The organism is Methylocystis bryophila (assembly GCF_027925445.1).
Classification (GTDB): Bacteria; Pseudomonadota; Alphaproteobacteria; order Rhizobiales; family Beijerinckiaceae; genus Methylocystis; species Methylocystis bryophila.
Genome location: NZ_AP027149.1, coordinates 1,937,500 through 1,954,160, shown reverse-complemented (window position 1 = coordinate 1,954,160; position 16,661 = coordinate 1,937,500). Strand labels below are relative to the sequence as shown.

Genomic DNA, 16,661 nt, shown 5'->3' with positions numbered 1-16,661 from the left:
GAAATCCGGTTTCCACTTTTTCGCATCGCGCTCTCGCGCCTTCGCCTCTCGAACGGAAACGCCATTCCTTGCGCCCTCGCTTGGATGCGGCGCGCCTTGCGTTAGCTAGCCCCTCGAAGGGAAACGCGCATGCAGTCCAGGAAGGCAGCTCGGCTCTCGCGCAGGACGGTCGTCATCGGCGTCGGCGCAGGTCTGATCGCAGCTCCCCCTGCGCCTCGAGCATCGCATGAGAAAGGTTCGGCCATGTTGCAGGATCCGACGCAGAAATACCCCAAGCCTCCTTTCAAGCATCAATCACAGCCATGGCCAGGTCTTGCCCGCGAAATGGATCCCAAGCCCGACCACGGCGAAACATCCTACAAGGGATCATATCGTTTGCGCGGGCGAAAGGCGCTGATCACGGGAGGCGACTCCGGCATGGGTCGCGCGGCCGCTATCGCCTTCGCCCGCGAGGGCGCAAGCGTCGCCATCCACTATCACCCCGACGAGGCGCCGGATGCGCTGGACGTCGCCGATTTGCTTAAAGCCGAGGGACACACGATCGTGTTGCTGCCCGGGGATATTCGCGCGGAAAGCTTCTGCAAACGACTTGTGGAGGACGCCGTCGCCAAGCTCGGCGGACTCGACATCCTCGTCAGTAACGCAGCGCGCCAGCAAACGCACGATTCCATATTGGAGATCACAACGGACCAGTTCGACTGGACGATGAGGACCAATATCTACGCGCCATTTTGGATCATCCAGGCGGCCTTGCCGCATTTGAAGCCTGGCTCCGCAATTATCAGCACCGCCTCCGAGCAGGCCTATGACCCATCGCCGAACCTATATGACTATGCCCAGACCAAGGCGGCGACGATGAACTACACGAAGTCACTGGCGAAGCAGCTCGCGCCGAAAGGCATTCGCGTCAATGCGGTGGCGCCGGGGCCGATCTGGACGCCGCTCCAGGTGTCCGGAGGCGCGACGCAAGAGAAGATCGAGCATTTCGGAGAGCAGACGCCGATGGGCCGACCCGGTCAACCGGCAGAGCTCGCGTCGATCTATGTGCAGCTTGCCGCGGAAGACGCAAGCTACGCCACAGGACAGGTCTATGGCAGCGCAGGAGGCGACGGACAGCCCTGAGAGCCGGCGGCGGAGCAGCTCTCATTCATAAGAGGGGCCCGGGAGCCACGAACAGCGGCTCCGGGGATATGCATTCGAATAGGAGCTCTCCAAGCCGCACTGCGAAGATAAGCGCGAATCCCATCGCCTCATATCCGATCAGCGAGAGGAGGAAGTAGTACTGGTCGGGGGCCATCATGCGCGAGTCTCCTTCCGGATCCATCGATTCGAATTCTGGACGTGGGTTAGACGCTTGTGTTGGCGTATGCGTCCTGCATCAACTACGAGATAGACCACATCGTGCTGTTCTTAATCACGGACGACTGCGTACGGAGTCGCAAGACGAAGGCGCTTGCGACGGGAAACTGGACCCAGCACCCCGTGGAAATTCGACCGAATCGCAAATCGTCGCCGTGACAAAGGCCTTTGCGCCCTACCTAATTTCAATCCGGGCGCCTGCCGCCCTCGATGCTTCTTGGGTGTGTCCATGCCCGATTCCTCGCGCAGCTTCTGGAAGGGCTATCTGCGTCTTGCGCTGATCTCCATACCGGTGCGGCTCGTCTCCGCCGAGCGGACGAGCGCGGAGATCAAGTTCCATCAGGTCGACAGGGTCTCAAAGCAGCGCATCCGCTACGTCAAGAGCGCACCTGGCCGCGGAGAAGTCGCGAAAGAGGATATCGCCACGGCCTATGAGTTCGAGCCCGGCAATTACGTCTTCATCGAAGAGAACGAGCTTGACGCGCTTAAGCTCCCGTCTCGCCATGCGATCGAGCTGACGCAATTCGTCGACGCCGCCGAGATCGACCCGCTCTATTTCGATCGGCCCTATTATCTGCTTCCGGATGGCGAGATGGCGGAGGAGGGCTATCGTGTACTACGCGACGCGCTTTACGAGAGCCGCAAGGTCGGCATTGGTCAGCTCACCTTGCGCGGACGCGAGAACCTCGTGGCGCTCTTTCCCGACGCCAAGGATCACGGCTTGATCGTGCAAACCTTGCGCTATGCAGGCGAGCTCAAGGATGCAGGGGAGATTTTTTCGGCGCTTGCCCAGGACAAGCCACGCCTCGACATGGTGCAAATGGCGGAGGATCTCATTCGTACGCGCAGCGAGGCCTTCGACCCCAAAAAGTTTAAGAACCACTATGCCGCGGCCCTGCGTGAGCTCGTCGGCGAAAAGCTTCAGAAGGGCGAGCACGTGCCGGTCGAGGAACATGTCGAGCGTGGCGCGAAGATCCTCGATTTCATGGAGGCCTTGAAGCGCAGCGTCGGCGCCGTCGCGCCCAGCCCCGAGAATGCGTCACCGCAGCGCCGACCGCCGCGGGCCAAGGCCCCCGCAAAAAGGGCGGCTAAAAAGCCTGCGCGAGCGACGAAGCGGCAGGCGTGAGCCGTGGCGGGCGGCGTAACTCAAGACCCGCTTGCGCGCTACCGCGCCAAGCGCGATTTCGCCAAGTCCGGCGAGCCGCAAGGACAGACGGCGCGCAAGGGCGGACGGCGCCTCGTCGTGCAGCGCCACTTTGCGCGACGCGAGCACTTTGATTTGCGGCTAGAGATAGACGGCGTTCTCAAGAGCTGGGCGGTGACGCGCGGGCCTTCCGCTAATCCCAGCGACAAGCGCCTCGCTGTACGGACCGAGGATCATCCGCTCGAATACGGCAGCTTTGAAGGCGCAATCCCCAAAGGCGAATATGGCGCCGGCGTCGTGGAGCTCTGGGAGGATGCGACCTATGAACCGCTAAACGGAGATCCGGCCCAGGCGCTTGCCAAGGGCAAGCTCGAATTTTTGACGATGGGCGCGCGCATGCGCGGACGCTGGGCCTTGATCGCCATGAAGAAGCGCGACAAGGCTGAAAATTGGCTGCTGATCAAGGAACGTGACGAGTTCGCCGAATCCGACGACAGTCTCGCCGAACGCTTCGACACCAGCGTCGCAAGCGGGCGCAGGCGCGAGGAGATCGAACGCGGCGCCCCGTCCCGGCGGGAGGCTGGGCAAAGAGAAACGCGCGCGAAGCGTGACACCCGGCAAGGCGCTCGCGCGCCCACTCCGGCTTTCACGCCGCCTCAGCTTTGCGAAACGTCCGAGCAGCCGCCGCAGGGCGAGGATTGGCTATTCGAGATGAAATACGACGGCTATCGCCTCGAGCTCGCCACCGGCGCCGAGGGCGCAAAGGCATATACGCGCACGGGGCTCGATTGGACGACTCGTTTCCCCACCCTGGCGCGCGCCGCCTTCGAGCTGCCTTGTAAGAACGCGCTCCTCGACGGCGAGGCGGTCGTGTTCGACGCGCGCGGGCTCTCCGATTTCACGGCGCTCGTCGCCGCCTTGGAAGCGCGCGATCAAGCTCCCATCGAGTACTGCGCTTTCGATCTCCTCTTCCTGGATGGCCAAGACTTGCGCGATCTCCCGCTGCGCAGCCGCAAGGAGAAGCTGCGCAAGCTTCTCGAAGGGCACAGCGGAGCCATTCGCTACGCGGAAGAGATTCGCGGCGGCGGCGCGTCCGTTTTCGCGCAGGTGACAACGGCGGGCGCCGAGGGGATCGTCGCCAAGCGAGAAGACGCGCGCTACCGCTCGGGCCGCTTCGAGGATTGGCGGAAGATCAAGGGCGATAAGCGCGAGGATGTCCAAATCATCGGTTATCGGCCCTCGAAGGTCGGCGAGAGCTTCGCATCGCTTCTCGCGGCAAGAGAGACGCCCGAAGGCCTGCGCTATGTGGGGAGCATCGGCACGGGCTATGGCGCGCGCACGCGCGAGAAGCTCGCGCCGCTCATCGCTGAGGCGAACAAAACAAAGCCAGCAGTCAGCGCTGCAGCAAAATTGCCGAAGGACGCGATCTACCTTGAGAAACCCTTCTCAGCGGAAGCGCGATTTGGCGGATGGACGGGAGAAGGCCTTATGCGTCAAGCCCGCTTCCTGGGGGTGAGAGAGGATCGCGCGCGCCCGCGAAAGTCCGAGCCGGCGCGGAACAGTAAGGCGTTGACGCCGGTCACGCATCCCGACCGCGTCGTCTATCCCGCTGACGGAATCACCAAGGGCGACATCGCCGCCTATTATGAGAGGATCTGGCGCCGCATCGCGCCGCACCTCCACGAACGCGTCGTGAGCCTCGTGCGCGCGCCCGACACAATCGACAATCTCTTCTTTCAGCGCCATCCCTTGCCGGGCATGAACGGAAGCGTCTTGAAGGTTGACTGCGACAACCAAACATACATTTCGCTCAACGGAGAGGCGGGCCTGCATGCAGCCGCGCAGTTCGGCGCGATCGAGATTCATGGATGGATGGCGCGGCGCGACGATCTCGATCATCCGGACCGGCTGGTTTTCGATCTCGACCCGGGTGACGACGTGAGCTTCATCCTGGTCGTCCAGGCGGCCGCGGATTTGCGCGATTATCTCGCCGCACTCGGCCTGCGCACCTGGCCTATGGTCACTGGAGGCAAAGGCGTGCATCTCGCAGCGCCCCTTGATCGCAGCCTAGCCTGGCCCGAAACGGAAGCTTTCGCGGAAGGCTTCGCGCGCGTTGTCGCACAGCAGCAACGCAAGCGCTTCGTGGCCACCATGAGCAAGGAGAGGCGCAAGGGGCGCATCTTCATTGACTGGCTGCGCAACAAGAAGAAGGCGACAGCGATCCTACCGTGGTCGCTCCGCGCGCGTTCCGGCGCGCCAGTCGCGGCTCCAGTCTCATGGAAAACACTGGCCTCCCTCGATACGGGCTCCGCTTTCAACATTCATTCGGCGCCGCAGCTTCCGAATGAATGGGACGCGTTCGACAACGCGCGTCAGAGCATTTCTCGCGAGTCGCGCGAGCTGATCGCGAGAGTGCTAGCGGGCGGCGCAAGGAGAGCGCTTTAGTCGAAAAGCTCAAGCGACTCAGCAATGGCTCCGCTGCTAGGACGCCGTCACCGAAGCAAAATATTTTGGAACATTGCTCTAGGCCGATGGTTGAAGGGAATGCTGCATTCTGAGACGCAGCGTTTTCTCGAAGCGGAGACGGCGGAGCCTTGTCCTGCGTGCTACGCAGGAATTGCGATGCTGAGTTCCCGCAAGGAAAGGGACAAGCCATGCTCAACTGGGACAACGTGGAAGGCAATTGGAAACAGTTCACGGGCAAGGTCAAGGAACAGTGGGGCAAGCTGACCGACGACGACATCGCCAGGGTCAATGGCAAGCGCGAGCAGCTCGAAGGGATGCTTCAGGATCGCTATGGCTACGGCAAGGAAGAAGCCAAGAAGAACGTGGACGAGTTTTTGACCCGCCACTGAAGGTTAGCATCCACGTGAAAGGCGAAGGGCGCGTGAGCGCCCTTTAGCTTGTTTGGCGCCGCGCACGCCGTCGCAGCGCGTGTCGCGCTGGCCGCTTGAAGATTCGACGTGCAAAGTCATCGCCTCCAGCGCCTGCGGTTAGATCAGCCCCTCCGACAAGATGCGAGGCGCTGGGCCACGCGAGCCTAACGGCGCTCGAGCACCCCTTGTTCTTCGTGTCACCACAGACGGGAACAACCCACGCGCTCACGGGTTAAGCCCTCGTGCGTCGCCAAGACGCAAGATGCAAGGAGCAAACCATGGGTTCCCTAGACACCTCGCGTGAGCAGATGCAGGACGCGACCGGAGCCGTCGCCAATCGCGCGTCGACTATGGCGGATCAGATTGGGCAGCGCGTTTCCTCCACGGCTGATCGTGTCGCCGACCGGATTAGCGGACTTCCCGCGGCGGCGCAGGAAAAAGGAAGAGCGGTCGCCGATAGCACGAAGGAAGTCGCCGGCAACATGCGGGACGCCTTGACCGATTCGGCGCGCAGCCAGCCGCTCACGACAATCGCGCTGGCGATCGGCGCGGGGTTTTTACTCGGCGCCATCTGGAAAGCCGGTCGCTGACCGTTTCTGAAACAGGAGTTCGCCATGTTCATCGAGCCGATTTTGAAAATGGCGGAGGCGAAGATTAGAGCGGCAGTCAGCCGTATGTCCGGCGCCGCCCTAGCGCTGGCTCCGCTAGTTGTCGCGATCGGGTTCGGCACCGCGGCGGCGAACTCCTGGCTCAGGGATGCTTATGGCGAGCGCGCCGCCTATCTCGTTCTCGGCGCTGCCTATCTTGTTATCGCGATCGTCATCTACGCAGCCGCGCGCGCGCGGGAACGGCGCCACGCAGCCACCGCAGCGCAACTCGCTGAGACGACGATCCTCCATCCCTTGCGGGAAGCGAGCGATCTTCTGAGCTTGGCCGGCGTGGAAACTGCGCTGCTGGGACTCGCGGGCAAGACCGGGGCGCCCGCGCTCAGGCTGGTGGCGGGACAGGCCGGCAAAAACTTTCATCTGCTGCTCGGAGCCGGAATCGGGATCTATGTCGCGTCCCGAATCCTCGATGCGCTCAACCGTCGCCATCAGACAAATACGCCCGGCGCTTAAAACGTTTCCCGTTCGACGGGAATCATTCGAACGATTTGAGCTCACGCCAAATCAGAAGTTGGCGCGCAATCTCATCGCATAAGCCTTTGGAGAATTTCGCTCGAGGCGGAGCTAAACGCCCGCTGGATCGCAATTCATGCCCGTCCACTCGTATGCTCCAACAGCTCGGCCAGCCGCGCCCTGGCGCGGTTCAATCGACTTTTGATCGTGCCCATCGGCAAATTTAAGATCGCGCTCGCCTCCTCATAGGAAAGCTCCTGAACGGTCGTCATGATCAGAACTTCTCGCTGATCATCCGGCAGCCTGCCGATCGCCGCTTTCACCTGGCTCATCTCAACCTTGATCTGCTGTCCGCCGTCGACGCCGATGCGGCTCGCAAAAACCCCATCGCTATCCTGCACCTCGCGTTGGTGCTTGCGATATTCCGTGAAGTATGTGTTGCGCAAGATGGTGACCAGCCAGCCGCGAAGATTCGTGCCCTCCTCGAAGGAAGAATGATGAGACCAGGCTTTCACCAGCGTCTCCTGCACGAGGTCCTCAGCCAAGACGCGATTGCCTGCAATCGCGATGGCGAAAGCGCGAAGATAGGGGATCTCTTTGACGACGAGGCCGCCGAAGCCTTCCGTGATCATTGATCTTCTCGCGCGCCGCCATGTGGCGCAAAAGGAAAGAGAGACCTCCAGAATCGGCTCATGGACGAGGTTCTGGCCGGATCGGCTCAGGATGCGCCCGAGCTTCAACTGCGGATCGGATGTGGTTAGAAGATGGGAGAACCAAGTCGCATCTCAACCCCTCCTCTGCTGCGGCTTTCACGAACTCGAGCCCGCTTCGCGCTCTGCTCAAGTCTTTGCGTGCGGCTCATGCTCGAGATCCGCTGCGTTTCTCTCTTTCAAAGCGGTCTCGAAGGCAAAAGCAGACGAAGGACCAACAAGAGCAGATTCAAGAGCACAAGCGCCGCGAGGAACGCCAGAGCCCAATCGTTGATGCTTGCAGAACCAGGGCTGTGAACGACAGTCGACAATGCGTCCACCCCCTTGTCCCAGGCGCATTTCAAAGCGTCTCCTGTCGCCATCTCCGCAACTGGCTTGTCGCATGTCTCCATTTGAAGTCCCTCTTCAGTCGCCACATTCAATTAGTGCAAACGCGCGAGCCTTCTATGATCGGGACGGAGAAAGGCGCATCCATAACTCGGCGAGCGGACGCCGGCAGGGCGACCAACCGCGTGACTGACAAATTGAAAAAGGCGCCGCAGAGCGGCGCCGAGAAGCGTAGCCTGACCCCACCGGCGACGCTTCATACGCCCCCGCGTCCGATCAGTCCGCTAACGAGGGCGACAACGAATAGCACGATCGCCACCCAGAAAACGATCCGCGCGGCCTCGATCGCCGTTCCCGCGACGCCGCCAAAGCCCAGCGCTGCGGCGACGACGCCGACGACCAGGAACAGCAGCGCCCAATAGAGAAGATTACTCACGGCTTCCTCCTTCTCACTCACATTTCACGTTCTCTGGAAAGACGGAGATGCTGCTCCCGTTCAGAAATTCAGTCTTCCCAAGACAGCAAGGACGAGGACAATCAGAAGGACGGCGCTAACAGCGCCACCCGGCCCATAGCCCCAGCGCGAACTGTAGGGCCAAGTCGGCAGCGCCCCGACAAGCACCAAGAGTAAAACGACGATCAGGATGGTCGAGAGCATCTTCCGTCTCCTTTGATTTGCGCGCGCAGCGCTCAGGCGCCTTTAGCTCCAGCGCCAGCGATTGCCCTTTGTGCGGCTTAACTCGCGTTCAAATGGATTTGTTCCGGCTTGAACGAACATTTCGGTCGACAAGCCCACCGAAAACAAGAATTTCGACACGCTATCCCAGCTCCAAAGAAAGCGCTCGCCACGGGTCGCGCAGCGACTCCGCTGCAAACATGCTTCTCGAATTTCGAACTGCGCCTCTGCGACCTCAGGGCGCCGAGCACTCGCCGCTATACATCTCACGTGAATTTGCAGCCCTCCCGCGCCGACCCTTGCCGCGTCAAAGGCCGGCGCTCCAACAGGCTTGGCTCAATCGCTGGCCAGCCTTCGCGACTGCCATTGCGCCGTCCTATGATTGTAGAAATAGGCAGGCGCATCTCTTAGAGACTGTGTTGAGAGATTTGCAGAGAGCCGCCACTGCCCATCATCCTCGCTCGCCTGGATGGAGTCGAAGGGTACGGCGACAATTTTTTCGCCGACTCTCAGAAAGGTCCCGACCGAGAGCAGAACAGCCTTGATGTTTCCATTCTCGTCGACGAGCATGTCTTTGATCTCGCCGATCTTGTAGTTGCTCTGATCGTAGACTTTCGCCATGTAATAGGCTGAGATCAAAGAATGATGATCCGGCAGACCCCTCATCGGCGCTACGGTCTCTACAGGCGCGTCGATCAACTGGTCTGCGGGCGTTCCAGAAGATCGCGCGCCGCCTGATAGAACCGCAAGAGCAAGCGCAAGAGCGATCGGCTTCATCGACATCGGTCTCGTTCTCCCGCGGCGGCCTAGCCCGCCGTCGACGCCGTTCAAAAGCGTTCCTTTGACAGGATAACCGACGCCGTCGATGCTTGTTCCAATCCTCCCGGGACAGCCCGTGCGCCTCACTCGAGCGTAGCCTCTCTCACGGAAATTAGATCGCGAGACCCATCGCCTCCAAGGCGTCCAGCAGCTCCGGACGAGCGCGCTCGACGGCGTTCTCGCCCTCTCTGATTGCTTCCTCTGCGCGCTCGAACTCGAGCAATCCGATATGTCCGACGCGCGGCGTGATGTGAACGTCTGGCGGGTCGCCGGCCAAGCGCGAACGAGTCAGACGGTCTTGCATTATGCTGAGCGATGTCATCATCACCCCAAAAATGTTCGGGTTTTCGCGGCCTCCGCCGAATATTCCCTGAGTGAGACTTTGTGGAGGCGCGCGCTCCGCAAGCTCGGCTTGCGCGGCTAAGAGGGCGCCCGGGTCGAAACCCAAAGCGAGCCGAGAACTCGTTGCGCCTTGACGCATCTTCCCGAGAATGTCTGTGTTCAGATTGACGGCGATAACGAGATCCGCCCCCAATGATCGAGCGGCCGCGACGGGCATGGGATCGAGAAGCGCACCGTCGGCCAACCAACGACCCCGAGACTCGATCGGCGGCAACAACCCTGGCATTGCAATCGACGCGCGGATCGCTTCAGCGAGATCGCCTTCCCTTAGCCAGACTTCGTGACCCGTGCCTAAATCAGTCGCGACTGCGATGAACGGTGCATGTAGATCCTCGATGCGTTGCTGACCCACAAATTTACGCAGCTCATTCTTGATCTTTTCTCCCTTGATCATGCCTCCGCGGCCGAAACTGAGATCGAGATAGCCCACGACTCTGCGCGAACTCAGGCTCAGCGCCCACTTCTCCAGCTGATCCAACTGGCGTGCGAGATAGCAACCGCCCACGAGAGCCCCTGCCGAGCAACCGGAGACGATATCGAAGGGAACGCCGAGCCGGTTTAGCGCGCGTATGGCCCCAATATGCGCCCAACCACGCGCCACTCCGCTGCTCAGCGCGAGGCCGACTTTGCGGCGTCTCGAATGGCCCGCCGAAACATTATTGGTCATGGCGCCCTCGCATTGCGCGCGGTTTCAAAATTCAGCATGCCTTCATGACGACGATGGCGATGTCATCATCGAGGGGGCGATCTCCGCAGAACCCGCGCGTATCGTCGAGAAGAGCGTTCACTATGCCTTCCAACGCGAGCTCCTTATGTTGACGGAGCGACTCGATAAGCCTTTCAACGCCGTAGAAATCGCCTGCAGCGTTCTGGGCCTCCGTGACGCCATCGGTATAAAGCAGGAGCAGATCGCCCGCGGTGAGCTCAACGGTTCTTTCCTCGAAATCGACGCCGCGCAGCGCGCCCAAAACCAATCCTTCCGCGTCGAGCAGCGTCGGTCGTCCACCCGGAAACCGTAGCAGGATAGCCCGATTATGTCCGGCGTTGGCGTAGGTCAGTCGTCGTCCCTCCGGGTCGTATTTCATGTAAAGCATCGTGATGAACGACTCGGAGCGAGTAAGATCGTCGTAGAGCAGTTCGTTCAGATCCCACAGAATCTCCGCAGGCGAGACCGCCGCAACCGCCTTGCGCGCCTCCACCCGGAGCGTGCTGCGAACTTCTGTCATCAGCAGAGCCGCGCCGACGCTGTGCCCCGAAACATCGGCGATAACGACGTCGACCGTTCCCGCATTCTCGAAATAGTCGAAGTAGTCTCCGCCGACTTGGCTCGCCGGCGCGCAGTAACCGGCCATTTCCACACCGGGCAACCGCAATGGCGCGTTCGGCAGGAGCGACAGCTGAATATGCCTGGCGATCTCCAACTCATGGTTGCGCTGCGCCTCCCTGCGGCGTTCGGTGACGTCGGTGTGGATGCCGACGAAATTCGTGATCTCGCCGGCCTCGTCGACGACGGGCGAAACGAGCAGTTCATTCCAGAACGAAGTGCCGTTTCTGCGGTAGACGCGCAGCGTGACCTGGCAATCCTCGCCCCTGCTCACAGCGCGATTGAACCGCTCCAGCGCCGCCTCATCGGTCTCGGGTCCGCGCAACATGCGCAGGTTCCGACCGAGGAGCTCTTCGCGGGCGTAGCCGGTCATCCGGCAGAACGCTGGATTGACGTAGATGTTCGGAATCCCCCGCGCCTTCGCGTCGCTGATCGATATTCCAACATGCACCGATTCGATGGCGCGATCTCGCAGACGCAAGGCGTCTTCGAAAGCCTTCTGCGCGGTGATGTCATGGTCGACGCCGCGCCAATGCACAAGCCGCCCGTCCCGGTCGAAGATCGGCGCGCCGCTCGACTCCGTGACCACGATGGTTCCATCTTTGTGGCGATACTGATTGACGAGACGGAAGAATGGCCGGGGCTTTAGGAGGGCGGCGTCATGATCCTGGCCGTCGACGCGCAACTCGAGATAGTTCTTGCCAATGATCTCCTCCGGCGCAAACCCCAGGATCACCTTGACCCCAGCGCTGCTATAGGTGTACCGCCCGCTGGCGTCCTGCTCCCAAAGCCATTCGCCAGTCATTTCCGCGACGTGACGGAAGCGCGCTTCGCTCTCGATCAACGCCTCCCGATCGCGCTTGCGCGCGGTGATGTCTTCCTGGATTGCGAGGTAGTGCGTGATGTCGCCTTTGCCGTCGCGAAGCGGCTTAATCGTCTCCAACGCCCAGTAGAGACTCCCGTCCTTGCGGCGATTTTCGAATTCTCCGCGCCATTCCCGACCCTCGCCTATCGTTCGCCACAGCCGCCGATACTGCTCCGCTTCTGTATGCTGCGAAGCCAGCACGCGCGGCGTCGCGTTGACAAGCTCTTGAGCGGAGTAGCCCGTGAGCTTCACGAAGCTTTCATTGACATATTGAATCACTCCCTCCCTATCTGCAATCAACACCGCATTCGGACTCTGGTCCATCGCGGCGGAGAGCGTCAGGACTTTCTCTGCTGACCGTTTTGCCTCCGTGAGGTCATGCGTCACTCCAAGAAAGCGACGGTCTCCCCACAGCCAGAGCTCGCCGATCGAAAGGTAGATGGGAAAGAAGGCTCCGTCCTTGCGCCGCGCCACCACCTCTCGGCCTGCGCCGATGATCTTCTTCTGGCCCGTATGGAGATAGGCGGAAAGATACTGATCGTGCAGGTCTCGCGTTGGCGACGGCATGAGCATTTTAACATTTTGACCAAGCGCTTCTTGGCGCGAATATCCGAAGAGCCGCTCGGCGCCGGCGCTGAAAAATTCCATCACGCCAGTTTCGTCGATCAGAATGACGCCATCGGGAATCGTGTCGAACAATTGAGGGAGCATTTGCTCCAATTCTAGCGGATCCGAAAACGGCGCGCGCGAGGAAGACGCTCTGCGCATGCGCAACAGCCGAAAGCCTGCGGCTGCGCCCTCTAGGTCACTGAGCTTGATCTCGATTGCAATTTCGTTCCCGTCGCCGCGGCGCAAGCTGCATCTTTGCTCGCTCGGACCCGAAGCAGGGGCTCCGGCGGAGATGGGCGGAACAAGGGGAAGCAGACAGCCCTGAAGATCGGCTTGGCGCCATCCGGCCAAGGTTTCGGCGGCTTCGTTCATCAAGACCAGCGCGCCGGCGTCGTCGATGACGCAAACGGCTTCGTCCATACCGTCCAGCGCCGCGCGTAAGAGCCAAGCGTCCCCCGGATCGCCGCTTTGCAGCAACATCGCCAAGCCCCTGTGACTCGACCGCTCCTGCGAAAACATAGGGCTCAACTCCGCCTTGACCACCCGCGAGCTCGGCGCACGGCCCGCGAGACTCGAACTCTCTCCAAGCTCCTCCTACCGGGGGGCGGCGCCGCCGGCCGCGGCGCAAGCGTCGACGAAGGAGTGGACTTCGCTGATCAGCGCGGCGAAAGGCACCAATGTCACGGGAGCGGTTTCGATCAGCTCGTTACGAAGCGCTTGGATCTTGGCAAGACGCGTATCGAGCCCGTATCCTTGAATGAAGGCGGAGAGATCTCGATATTTCGAGTTCAGCTCGACGCGAACGAAGCGGGCCGCTGCAGAGCGCAGCTCATCCTCGAGCGAGCTTTGCAAGCGACGCTCCCAGACGTCGCGCGGCTTGAATTCTGACAATAGCGAGGCCAGTTGCCGCAACCCTAGAGCGCGTAGAAAATCTTCATAAGCCTCGGCGACCTGCCCAAGATCCTGCTGAGCGCTCCTCGACAAGTCCACGAGCGCGGGAAAGTCGCGCAAGCGATTCAGAAAGAGCAATCGCGCGGCCTCAGGGGCCGCAGAAGTCAAGAGAGTAAACTCAGGGCTGGCGCCGAGATGGGTCTGGTACCGTTTCAAATCCTCCCGCCATCGTTCCATCGAACGTGGATCCGGCCGCAACTGCCGCCCGTGCTCCCAAGCCCAGCGGCACAAGAATGCGAGCGCCTCCTCCAATTGCAAGAGAAGCTCATATTGCCGCTCGGTCGTCATTTTTCCGTCGAGCGCGCGGACCGCGTCGCGCCAACGGTCTCCCTGCAGAATTTGATCAAAGGCGAGATAGAGCCCTACAGCCTCGCTGACCCGGGCCGGGTCAAGGCTCTCCATCGCGGCGAGGAAGCTCATACCGGCTTGGTCTACGATCTTATTGCAAATTACGGCGCCGGCAATTTCTCTTCCCAGTAAATGTCCCCTCACCCCCGCGCCGTAGCGTGAGCGGACGCGCGCGGGGAAATAGCTTTCACCGATCGCTTGCGCCCATTCTTCGTCAAGAACGCCTGGCGCCTCGAGCAGAGCGCGCTTCAGCACGATCTTACCCTTGGCGATCAGAATCGCGAGCTCAGGCCTCGTCAGCCCCTGCTCTCCGCGCGTGAGCATCTCTCTTCGTGAGGGGAAGGCTTCGCCGACGCGATCAAGCAATCCCGCGTTCTCAAGTTGATCCGCGGCCTCCAAAAAGGGCGTGAGATCAAAACGGCAGCGCTCGCGCTCTAGAGAAAGGCAAAGACTCTGACGATAATTGTTGTCGAGGACCTGCGCGCACACTTCGTCCGCAGCCTCCCGCAGCAAAAGATTTCGCTCGTCGCGCCGCGATCGAACGTCGCCGCCCTCAGACTGAGACGACATCAGAATCTTGAGATTGACCTCGTGATCCGAAAGATCCACGCCAGCGGAGTTGTCGATGGCGTCGGTGTTGATACGGCCGCCCTTCAACGCATATTCAATTCTCGCCCTTTGCGTGAATCCGAGATTCGCGCCCTCGCCAACAACTTTCGCCCGGATTTCGGCTCCATTCACGCGAGCGGCGTCATTGAGATGATCCGCGACTGCGTCGTTGGTTTCGGCGCTGGCCTTCACATAGGTGCCGATCCCGCCCATCCACAAGAGATCCACGGGAGCCGCGAGCATGAGACGAATAACGGCCTCGCCGTCGAAGCCGCCGCTGCGCCCGCCCAGCCATTTTCGCGCCTCGGGACTCAAGAAAATATCCTTGGCGCCGCGCCGATAAACCGCGCCGCCCGGCGAGAGAAGAGCGGGGTTGTAATCTCTCCAGCTCGAGCCGACTGTTTCGAAAAGCCGGCGGCGCTCCATGAAGGAAATCTGTCTGTCGGGATTTGGGTCGATGAAAATGTAATCGGCGTTGAACGCTCCGAGAAGTCGTATGTTATTCGACAGCAGCATGCCATTGCCGAAAACATCGCCCTCCATGCCGCCCACTCCGATCACCGACAGGCTATGCTCATCAATGTCGTGTCCGCTTTCACGAAAATGCCGCTGCACGCAAACCCAGGCCCCGCGTGCGGTAATGCCGAGCTTCTTGTGATGGAAGCCGTTCGATCCGCCCGTCGCGAAGGCGTCTCCAAGCCAGAATCCGTAATCAGCCGCGATTTCGTTGGCGTCGTCCGAGAAGTTTGCGGTCCCCTTGTCGGCCGCGACGACGAGATAGGGATCGGGATCATCGTAGCAGAGGAGCTCGGCAGGCCGCTCCGGCACGGCTCCCTTGGGATTGTCGGTCAGATCCAAGAGCCCGCGAATGAAGATTCCATAGGCTTCACGTCCCGCGTCGGAGGAGCCGCGGACGCCCACAACCGGAGCCTTGAGCACGAAGCCGCCTTTCGCCCCCTGGGGAACAATGACGGCGTTCTTCACCATCTGGGTGCTCATCAATTCCAATATCTCCGTTCTGAAATCGTCTCGGCGTTCCGACCAGCGCACGCCGCCGCGGGCCACTCTCGCCCCACGCAAATGCACGCCCTCCATGGATCGAGCGTGAACATATATTTCGGCGAAAGGCCTCGGGTTGGGCATGTTGATCACGCCCAGGCTGCCGATTTTCAGGGAGATGCTGCGCGTCGCGCCTCTTTGCGGCAAGAAGAAATTGCTGCGCCAAGTCGAGTCGATGAGATTGAAGACGTCGCGCAGGATGCGGTCTTCGGCAAGCTCCTCGACCTCGTCCAACGCGTCGATCAGCTCCTGGCGGATTGCCGGGAAGCTGCCGGTCTCTCGTTCGGACGGGGTGCCGAGCTGCGCGTCCGGCTTGAAACGCGCTTCGAAATAGCGGTACAGCAGCTCCGCGGACCGAAAGTTCGTCAAGAGGGCGCCATGAATGCGCCGCTGATCGAAACGGTCGTTTAATTGCAAGTAATAATTGCAATAGGCGCGAAGCAGATCAACCTGGCGCCACTCGAGCGACGTCCTGAGAACCAGTCCGTTGAGGATGTCGTCTTCCACCTCTCCGCGCAGAAGGGCGTCCATTGCGGCCGCCAAGGAGGATTCGATCACGAATGACCACTCGGAATCCGCGAATCGCGACGTGACGCGAAAATCGCGGATGAAGAGCGTTTGTCCCTTCAAGACGACCGTGAAATTTGTTTGGTCGATAACGCGCAGTCCGATGTTGCTCAGCAATGGCAAGAGCTCGTCCAAATTGCGGGACTGACGGCAAAAAAGGGCCAAGCGCCACGGGCCGCGTGTCGCGCCCCGCGCCGCAAGGCTGAGACGCAGGGAGTCGCGCTCGTTGGCCGCGACCCAAGCGAGATCGAGCGCGTCTCGCACCGCTTCGCGCGGCGCGGTAGAGAGGCGATAGCTCTCCGGAAAATCGATCTCTTCCGGCAAAGCCTGCAATTCAAGGCGGCGCCGCTTCATGAAGCGATCGAGAACTTTACGGAACTGCAACTCCCAATCCATCTTCGCCCGCATCGTGTCGCGGTTGACGTCGTCGACCGCGCTTGCCGTCATCGCAACAATAGTCGTCTAGAGGAGTCTCTTCTTCATCTCGAGCACGTTACCGGACTCCGTCCTGCGATACTCGACGGTGTCCATCAATGTGCGGATGAAAAAGAGCCCGCGGCCGCGCTCGCGCAACTCGTCAAGCTCAGCCGTGTTTGGGACTGGGAGATCGAAGCCCTGGCCATGATCGTACACGCGCACGCAAAGATCGCTGTTCTCATAAGAGAGCAAGACTCTCACGCGGTCATGCTCCTCGCTCTGGAAGCCATATTGGATCGCGTTTGTCACCGCCTCGGTGACGACGAGATTGAGATGATAGGCAAGCGTGTCGCGATCCGCGCTGCTGGCGTCGACCTCCTTGGCGATAAGCTCGGCTATGTTGCCTATCAGGCCGAGATATCGCGTTTGGTTGGGAATCTGGATATCCAGATTGAGGATCGTCTCCGCCGCGTCGCACATG

15 protein-coding genes are annotated in these 16,661 nt (G+C 60.9%); 6 read left to right on the top strand and 9 right to left on the bottom strand.

The annotated features are described in order from the left end of the window. Positions 1-243 precede the first annotated feature (243 nt). On the top strand, positions 244-1,122 hold the full coding sequence (locus QMG80_RS09225) for an SDR family oxidoreductase (protein WP_245300271.1): 879 nt from the start codon (positions 244-246) through the stop codon (positions 1,120-1,122). A gap of 25 nt (positions 1,123-1,147) precedes the next feature. Here QMG80_RS09225 and QMG80_RS09220 read toward each other — a convergent pair whose 3' ends face one another. Beyond that, positions 1,148-1,300, bottom strand: coding sequence for a hypothetical protein (locus QMG80_RS09220; RefSeq protein ID WP_158658821.1), 153 nt, complete (start codon positions 1,298-1,300; stop codon positions 1,148-1,150). A 288-nt stretch (positions 1,301-1,588) separates the two neighbouring features. On the opposite strand from QMG80_RS09220, the gene ku reads away from it, so the two are divergent. The 5 genes from ku (at position 1,589) to QMG80_RS09195 (ending at position 6,497) form a co-directional block, all read left to right on the top strand. Then, on the top strand, positions 1,589-2,485 hold the full coding sequence (ku, locus tag QMG80_RS09215; RefSeq protein WP_085772545.1) for a non-homologous end joining protein Ku: 897 nt from the start codon (positions 1,589-1,591) through the stop codon (positions 2,483-2,485). Positions 2,486-2,488: 3 nt separating this feature from the next. Next, positions 2,489-4,948: a DNA ligase D gene (gene ligD / locus QMG80_RS09210; protein WP_085772544.1), complete on the top strand. Its 2,460-nt coding sequence runs from the start codon at positions 2,489-2,491 to the stop codon at positions 4,946-4,948. 209 nt (positions 4,949-5,157) lie between these two features. Then, on the top strand, positions 5,158-5,358 hold the full coding sequence (locus QMG80_RS09205; protein ID WP_085772543.1) for a CsbD family protein: 201 nt from the start codon (positions 5,158-5,160) through the stop codon (positions 5,356-5,358). A 299-nt stretch (positions 5,359-5,657) separates the two neighbouring features. After that, a complete protein-coding gene (locus QMG80_RS09200) occupies positions 5,658-5,969 on the top strand; it encodes a hypothetical protein (RefSeq protein WP_085772542.1) in 312 nt (103 codons plus the stop codon). Positions 5,970-5,993: 24 nt separating this feature from the next. Then, positions 5,994-6,497: a hypothetical protein gene (locus QMG80_RS09195; RefSeq protein WP_085772541.1), complete on the top strand. Its 504-nt coding sequence runs from the start codon at positions 5,994-5,996 to the stop codon at positions 6,495-6,497. 134 nt (positions 6,498-6,631) lie between these two features. Here the strand turns inward: QMG80_RS09195 and QMG80_RS09190 are convergent, their stop codons facing one another. The 8 genes from QMG80_RS09190 to QMG80_RS09155 form a co-directional block, all read right to left on the bottom strand. Then, positions 6,632-7,129, bottom strand: a complete 498-nt coding sequence (locus tag QMG80_RS09190; RefSeq protein WP_085772540.1) for a sigma-70 family RNA polymerase sigma factor — start codon at positions 7,127-7,129, stop codon at positions 6,632-6,634. A gap of 661 nt (positions 7,130-7,790) precedes the next feature. Further along, positions 7,791-7,970, bottom strand: coding sequence for a DUF1328 domain-containing protein (locus QMG80_RS09185; RefSeq protein ID WP_085772538.1), 180 nt, complete (start codon positions 7,968-7,970; stop codon positions 7,791-7,793). A 60-nt stretch (positions 7,971-8,030) separates the two neighbouring features. Beyond that, positions 8,031-8,192: a DUF3309 family protein gene (locus QMG80_RS09180; RefSeq protein ID WP_085772537.1), complete on the bottom strand. Its 162-nt coding sequence runs from the start codon at positions 8,190-8,192 to the stop codon at positions 8,031-8,033. A 354-nt stretch (positions 8,193-8,546) separates the two neighbouring features. Continuing rightward, complete coding sequence (locus tag QMG80_RS09175; protein WP_210190831.1) at positions 8,547-8,987, bottom strand: PRC-barrel domain-containing protein; 441 nt, start codon at positions 8,985-8,987, stop codon at positions 8,547-8,549. Positions 8,988-9,141: 154 nt separating this feature from the next. Then, positions 9,142-10,098 (bottom strand): patatin-like phospholipase RssA, encoded by a 957-nt coding sequence (gene rssA, locus QMG80_RS09170; RefSeq protein ID WP_085772535.1) that lies wholly within the window; start codon positions 10,096-10,098, stop codon positions 9,142-9,144. Positions 10,099-10,129: 31 nt separating this feature from the next. Beyond that, on the bottom strand, positions 10,130-12,709 hold the full coding sequence (locus tag QMG80_RS09165; RefSeq protein ID WP_085772534.1) for a PAS domain S-box protein: 2,580 nt from the start codon (positions 12,707-12,709) through the stop codon (positions 10,130-10,132). 114 nt (positions 12,710-12,823) lie between these two features. Further along, positions 12,824-16,210: an NAD-glutamate dehydrogenase domain-containing protein gene (locus QMG80_RS09160; protein WP_085772533.1), complete on the bottom strand. Its 3,387-nt coding sequence runs from the start codon at positions 16,208-16,210 to the stop codon at positions 12,824-12,826. Between the two features lie 15 nt (positions 16,211-16,225). After that, the gene (locus tag QMG80_RS09155) at positions 16,226-16,660 is read right to left on the bottom strand and encodes an ATP-binding protein (protein ID WP_085772532.1); all 435 of its coding nucleotides are present in this window, start codon (positions 16,658-16,660) and stop codon (positions 16,226-16,228) included. Position 16,661 lies beyond the last annotated feature (1 nt).

Coding starts and splice junctions, on each gene's coding strand:
- QMG80_RS09160 (WP_085772533.1), bottom strand. CDS start 16,210: ATGACGGCAAGCGCGGTCGACGACGTCAACCGCGACACGATGCGGGCG.
- QMG80_RS09200 (WP_085772542.1), top strand. CDS start 5,658: ATGGGTTCCCTAGACACCTCGCGTGAGCAGATGCAGGACGCGACCGGA.
- QMG80_RS09205 (WP_085772543.1), top strand. CDS start 5,158: ATGCTCAACTGGGACAACGTGGAAGGCAATTGGAAACAGTTCACGGGC.
- QMG80_RS09155 (WP_085772532.1), bottom strand. CDS start 16,660: ATGTGCGACGCGGCGGAGACGATCCTCAATCTGGATATCCAGATTCCC.
- QMG80_RS09165 (WP_085772534.1), bottom strand. CDS start 12,709: ATGTTGCTGCAAAGCGGCGATCCGGGGGACGCTTGGCTCTTACGCGCG.
- rssA (WP_085772535.1), bottom strand. CDS start 10,098: ATGACCAATAATGTTTCGGCGGGCCATTCGAGACGCCGCAAAGTCGGC.
- QMG80_RS09220 (WP_158658821.1), bottom strand. CDS start 1,300: ATGATGGCCCCCGACCAGTACTACTTCCTCCTCTCGCTGATCGGATAT.
- QMG80_RS09225 (WP_245300271.1), top strand. CDS start 244: ATGTTGCAGGATCCGACGCAGAAATACCCCAAGCCTCCTTTCAAGCAT.
- ku (WP_085772545.1), top strand. CDS start 1,589: ATGCCCGATTCCTCGCGCAGCTTCTGGAAGGGCTATCTGCGTCTTGCG.
- QMG80_RS09190 (WP_085772540.1), bottom strand. CDS start 7,129: ATGATCACGGAAGGCTTCGGCGGCCTCGTCGTCAAAGAGATCCCCTAT.
- QMG80_RS09195 (WP_085772541.1), top strand. CDS start 5,994: ATGTTCATCGAGCCGATTTTGAAAATGGCGGAGGCGAAGATTAGAGCG.
- QMG80_RS09180 (WP_085772537.1), bottom strand. CDS start 8,192: ATGCTCTCGACCATCCTGATCGTCGTTTTACTCTTGGTGCTTGTCGGG.
- QMG80_RS09175 (WP_210190831.1), bottom strand. CDS start 8,987: ATGAAGCCGATCGCTCTTGCGCTTGCTCTTGCGGTTCTATCAGGCGGC.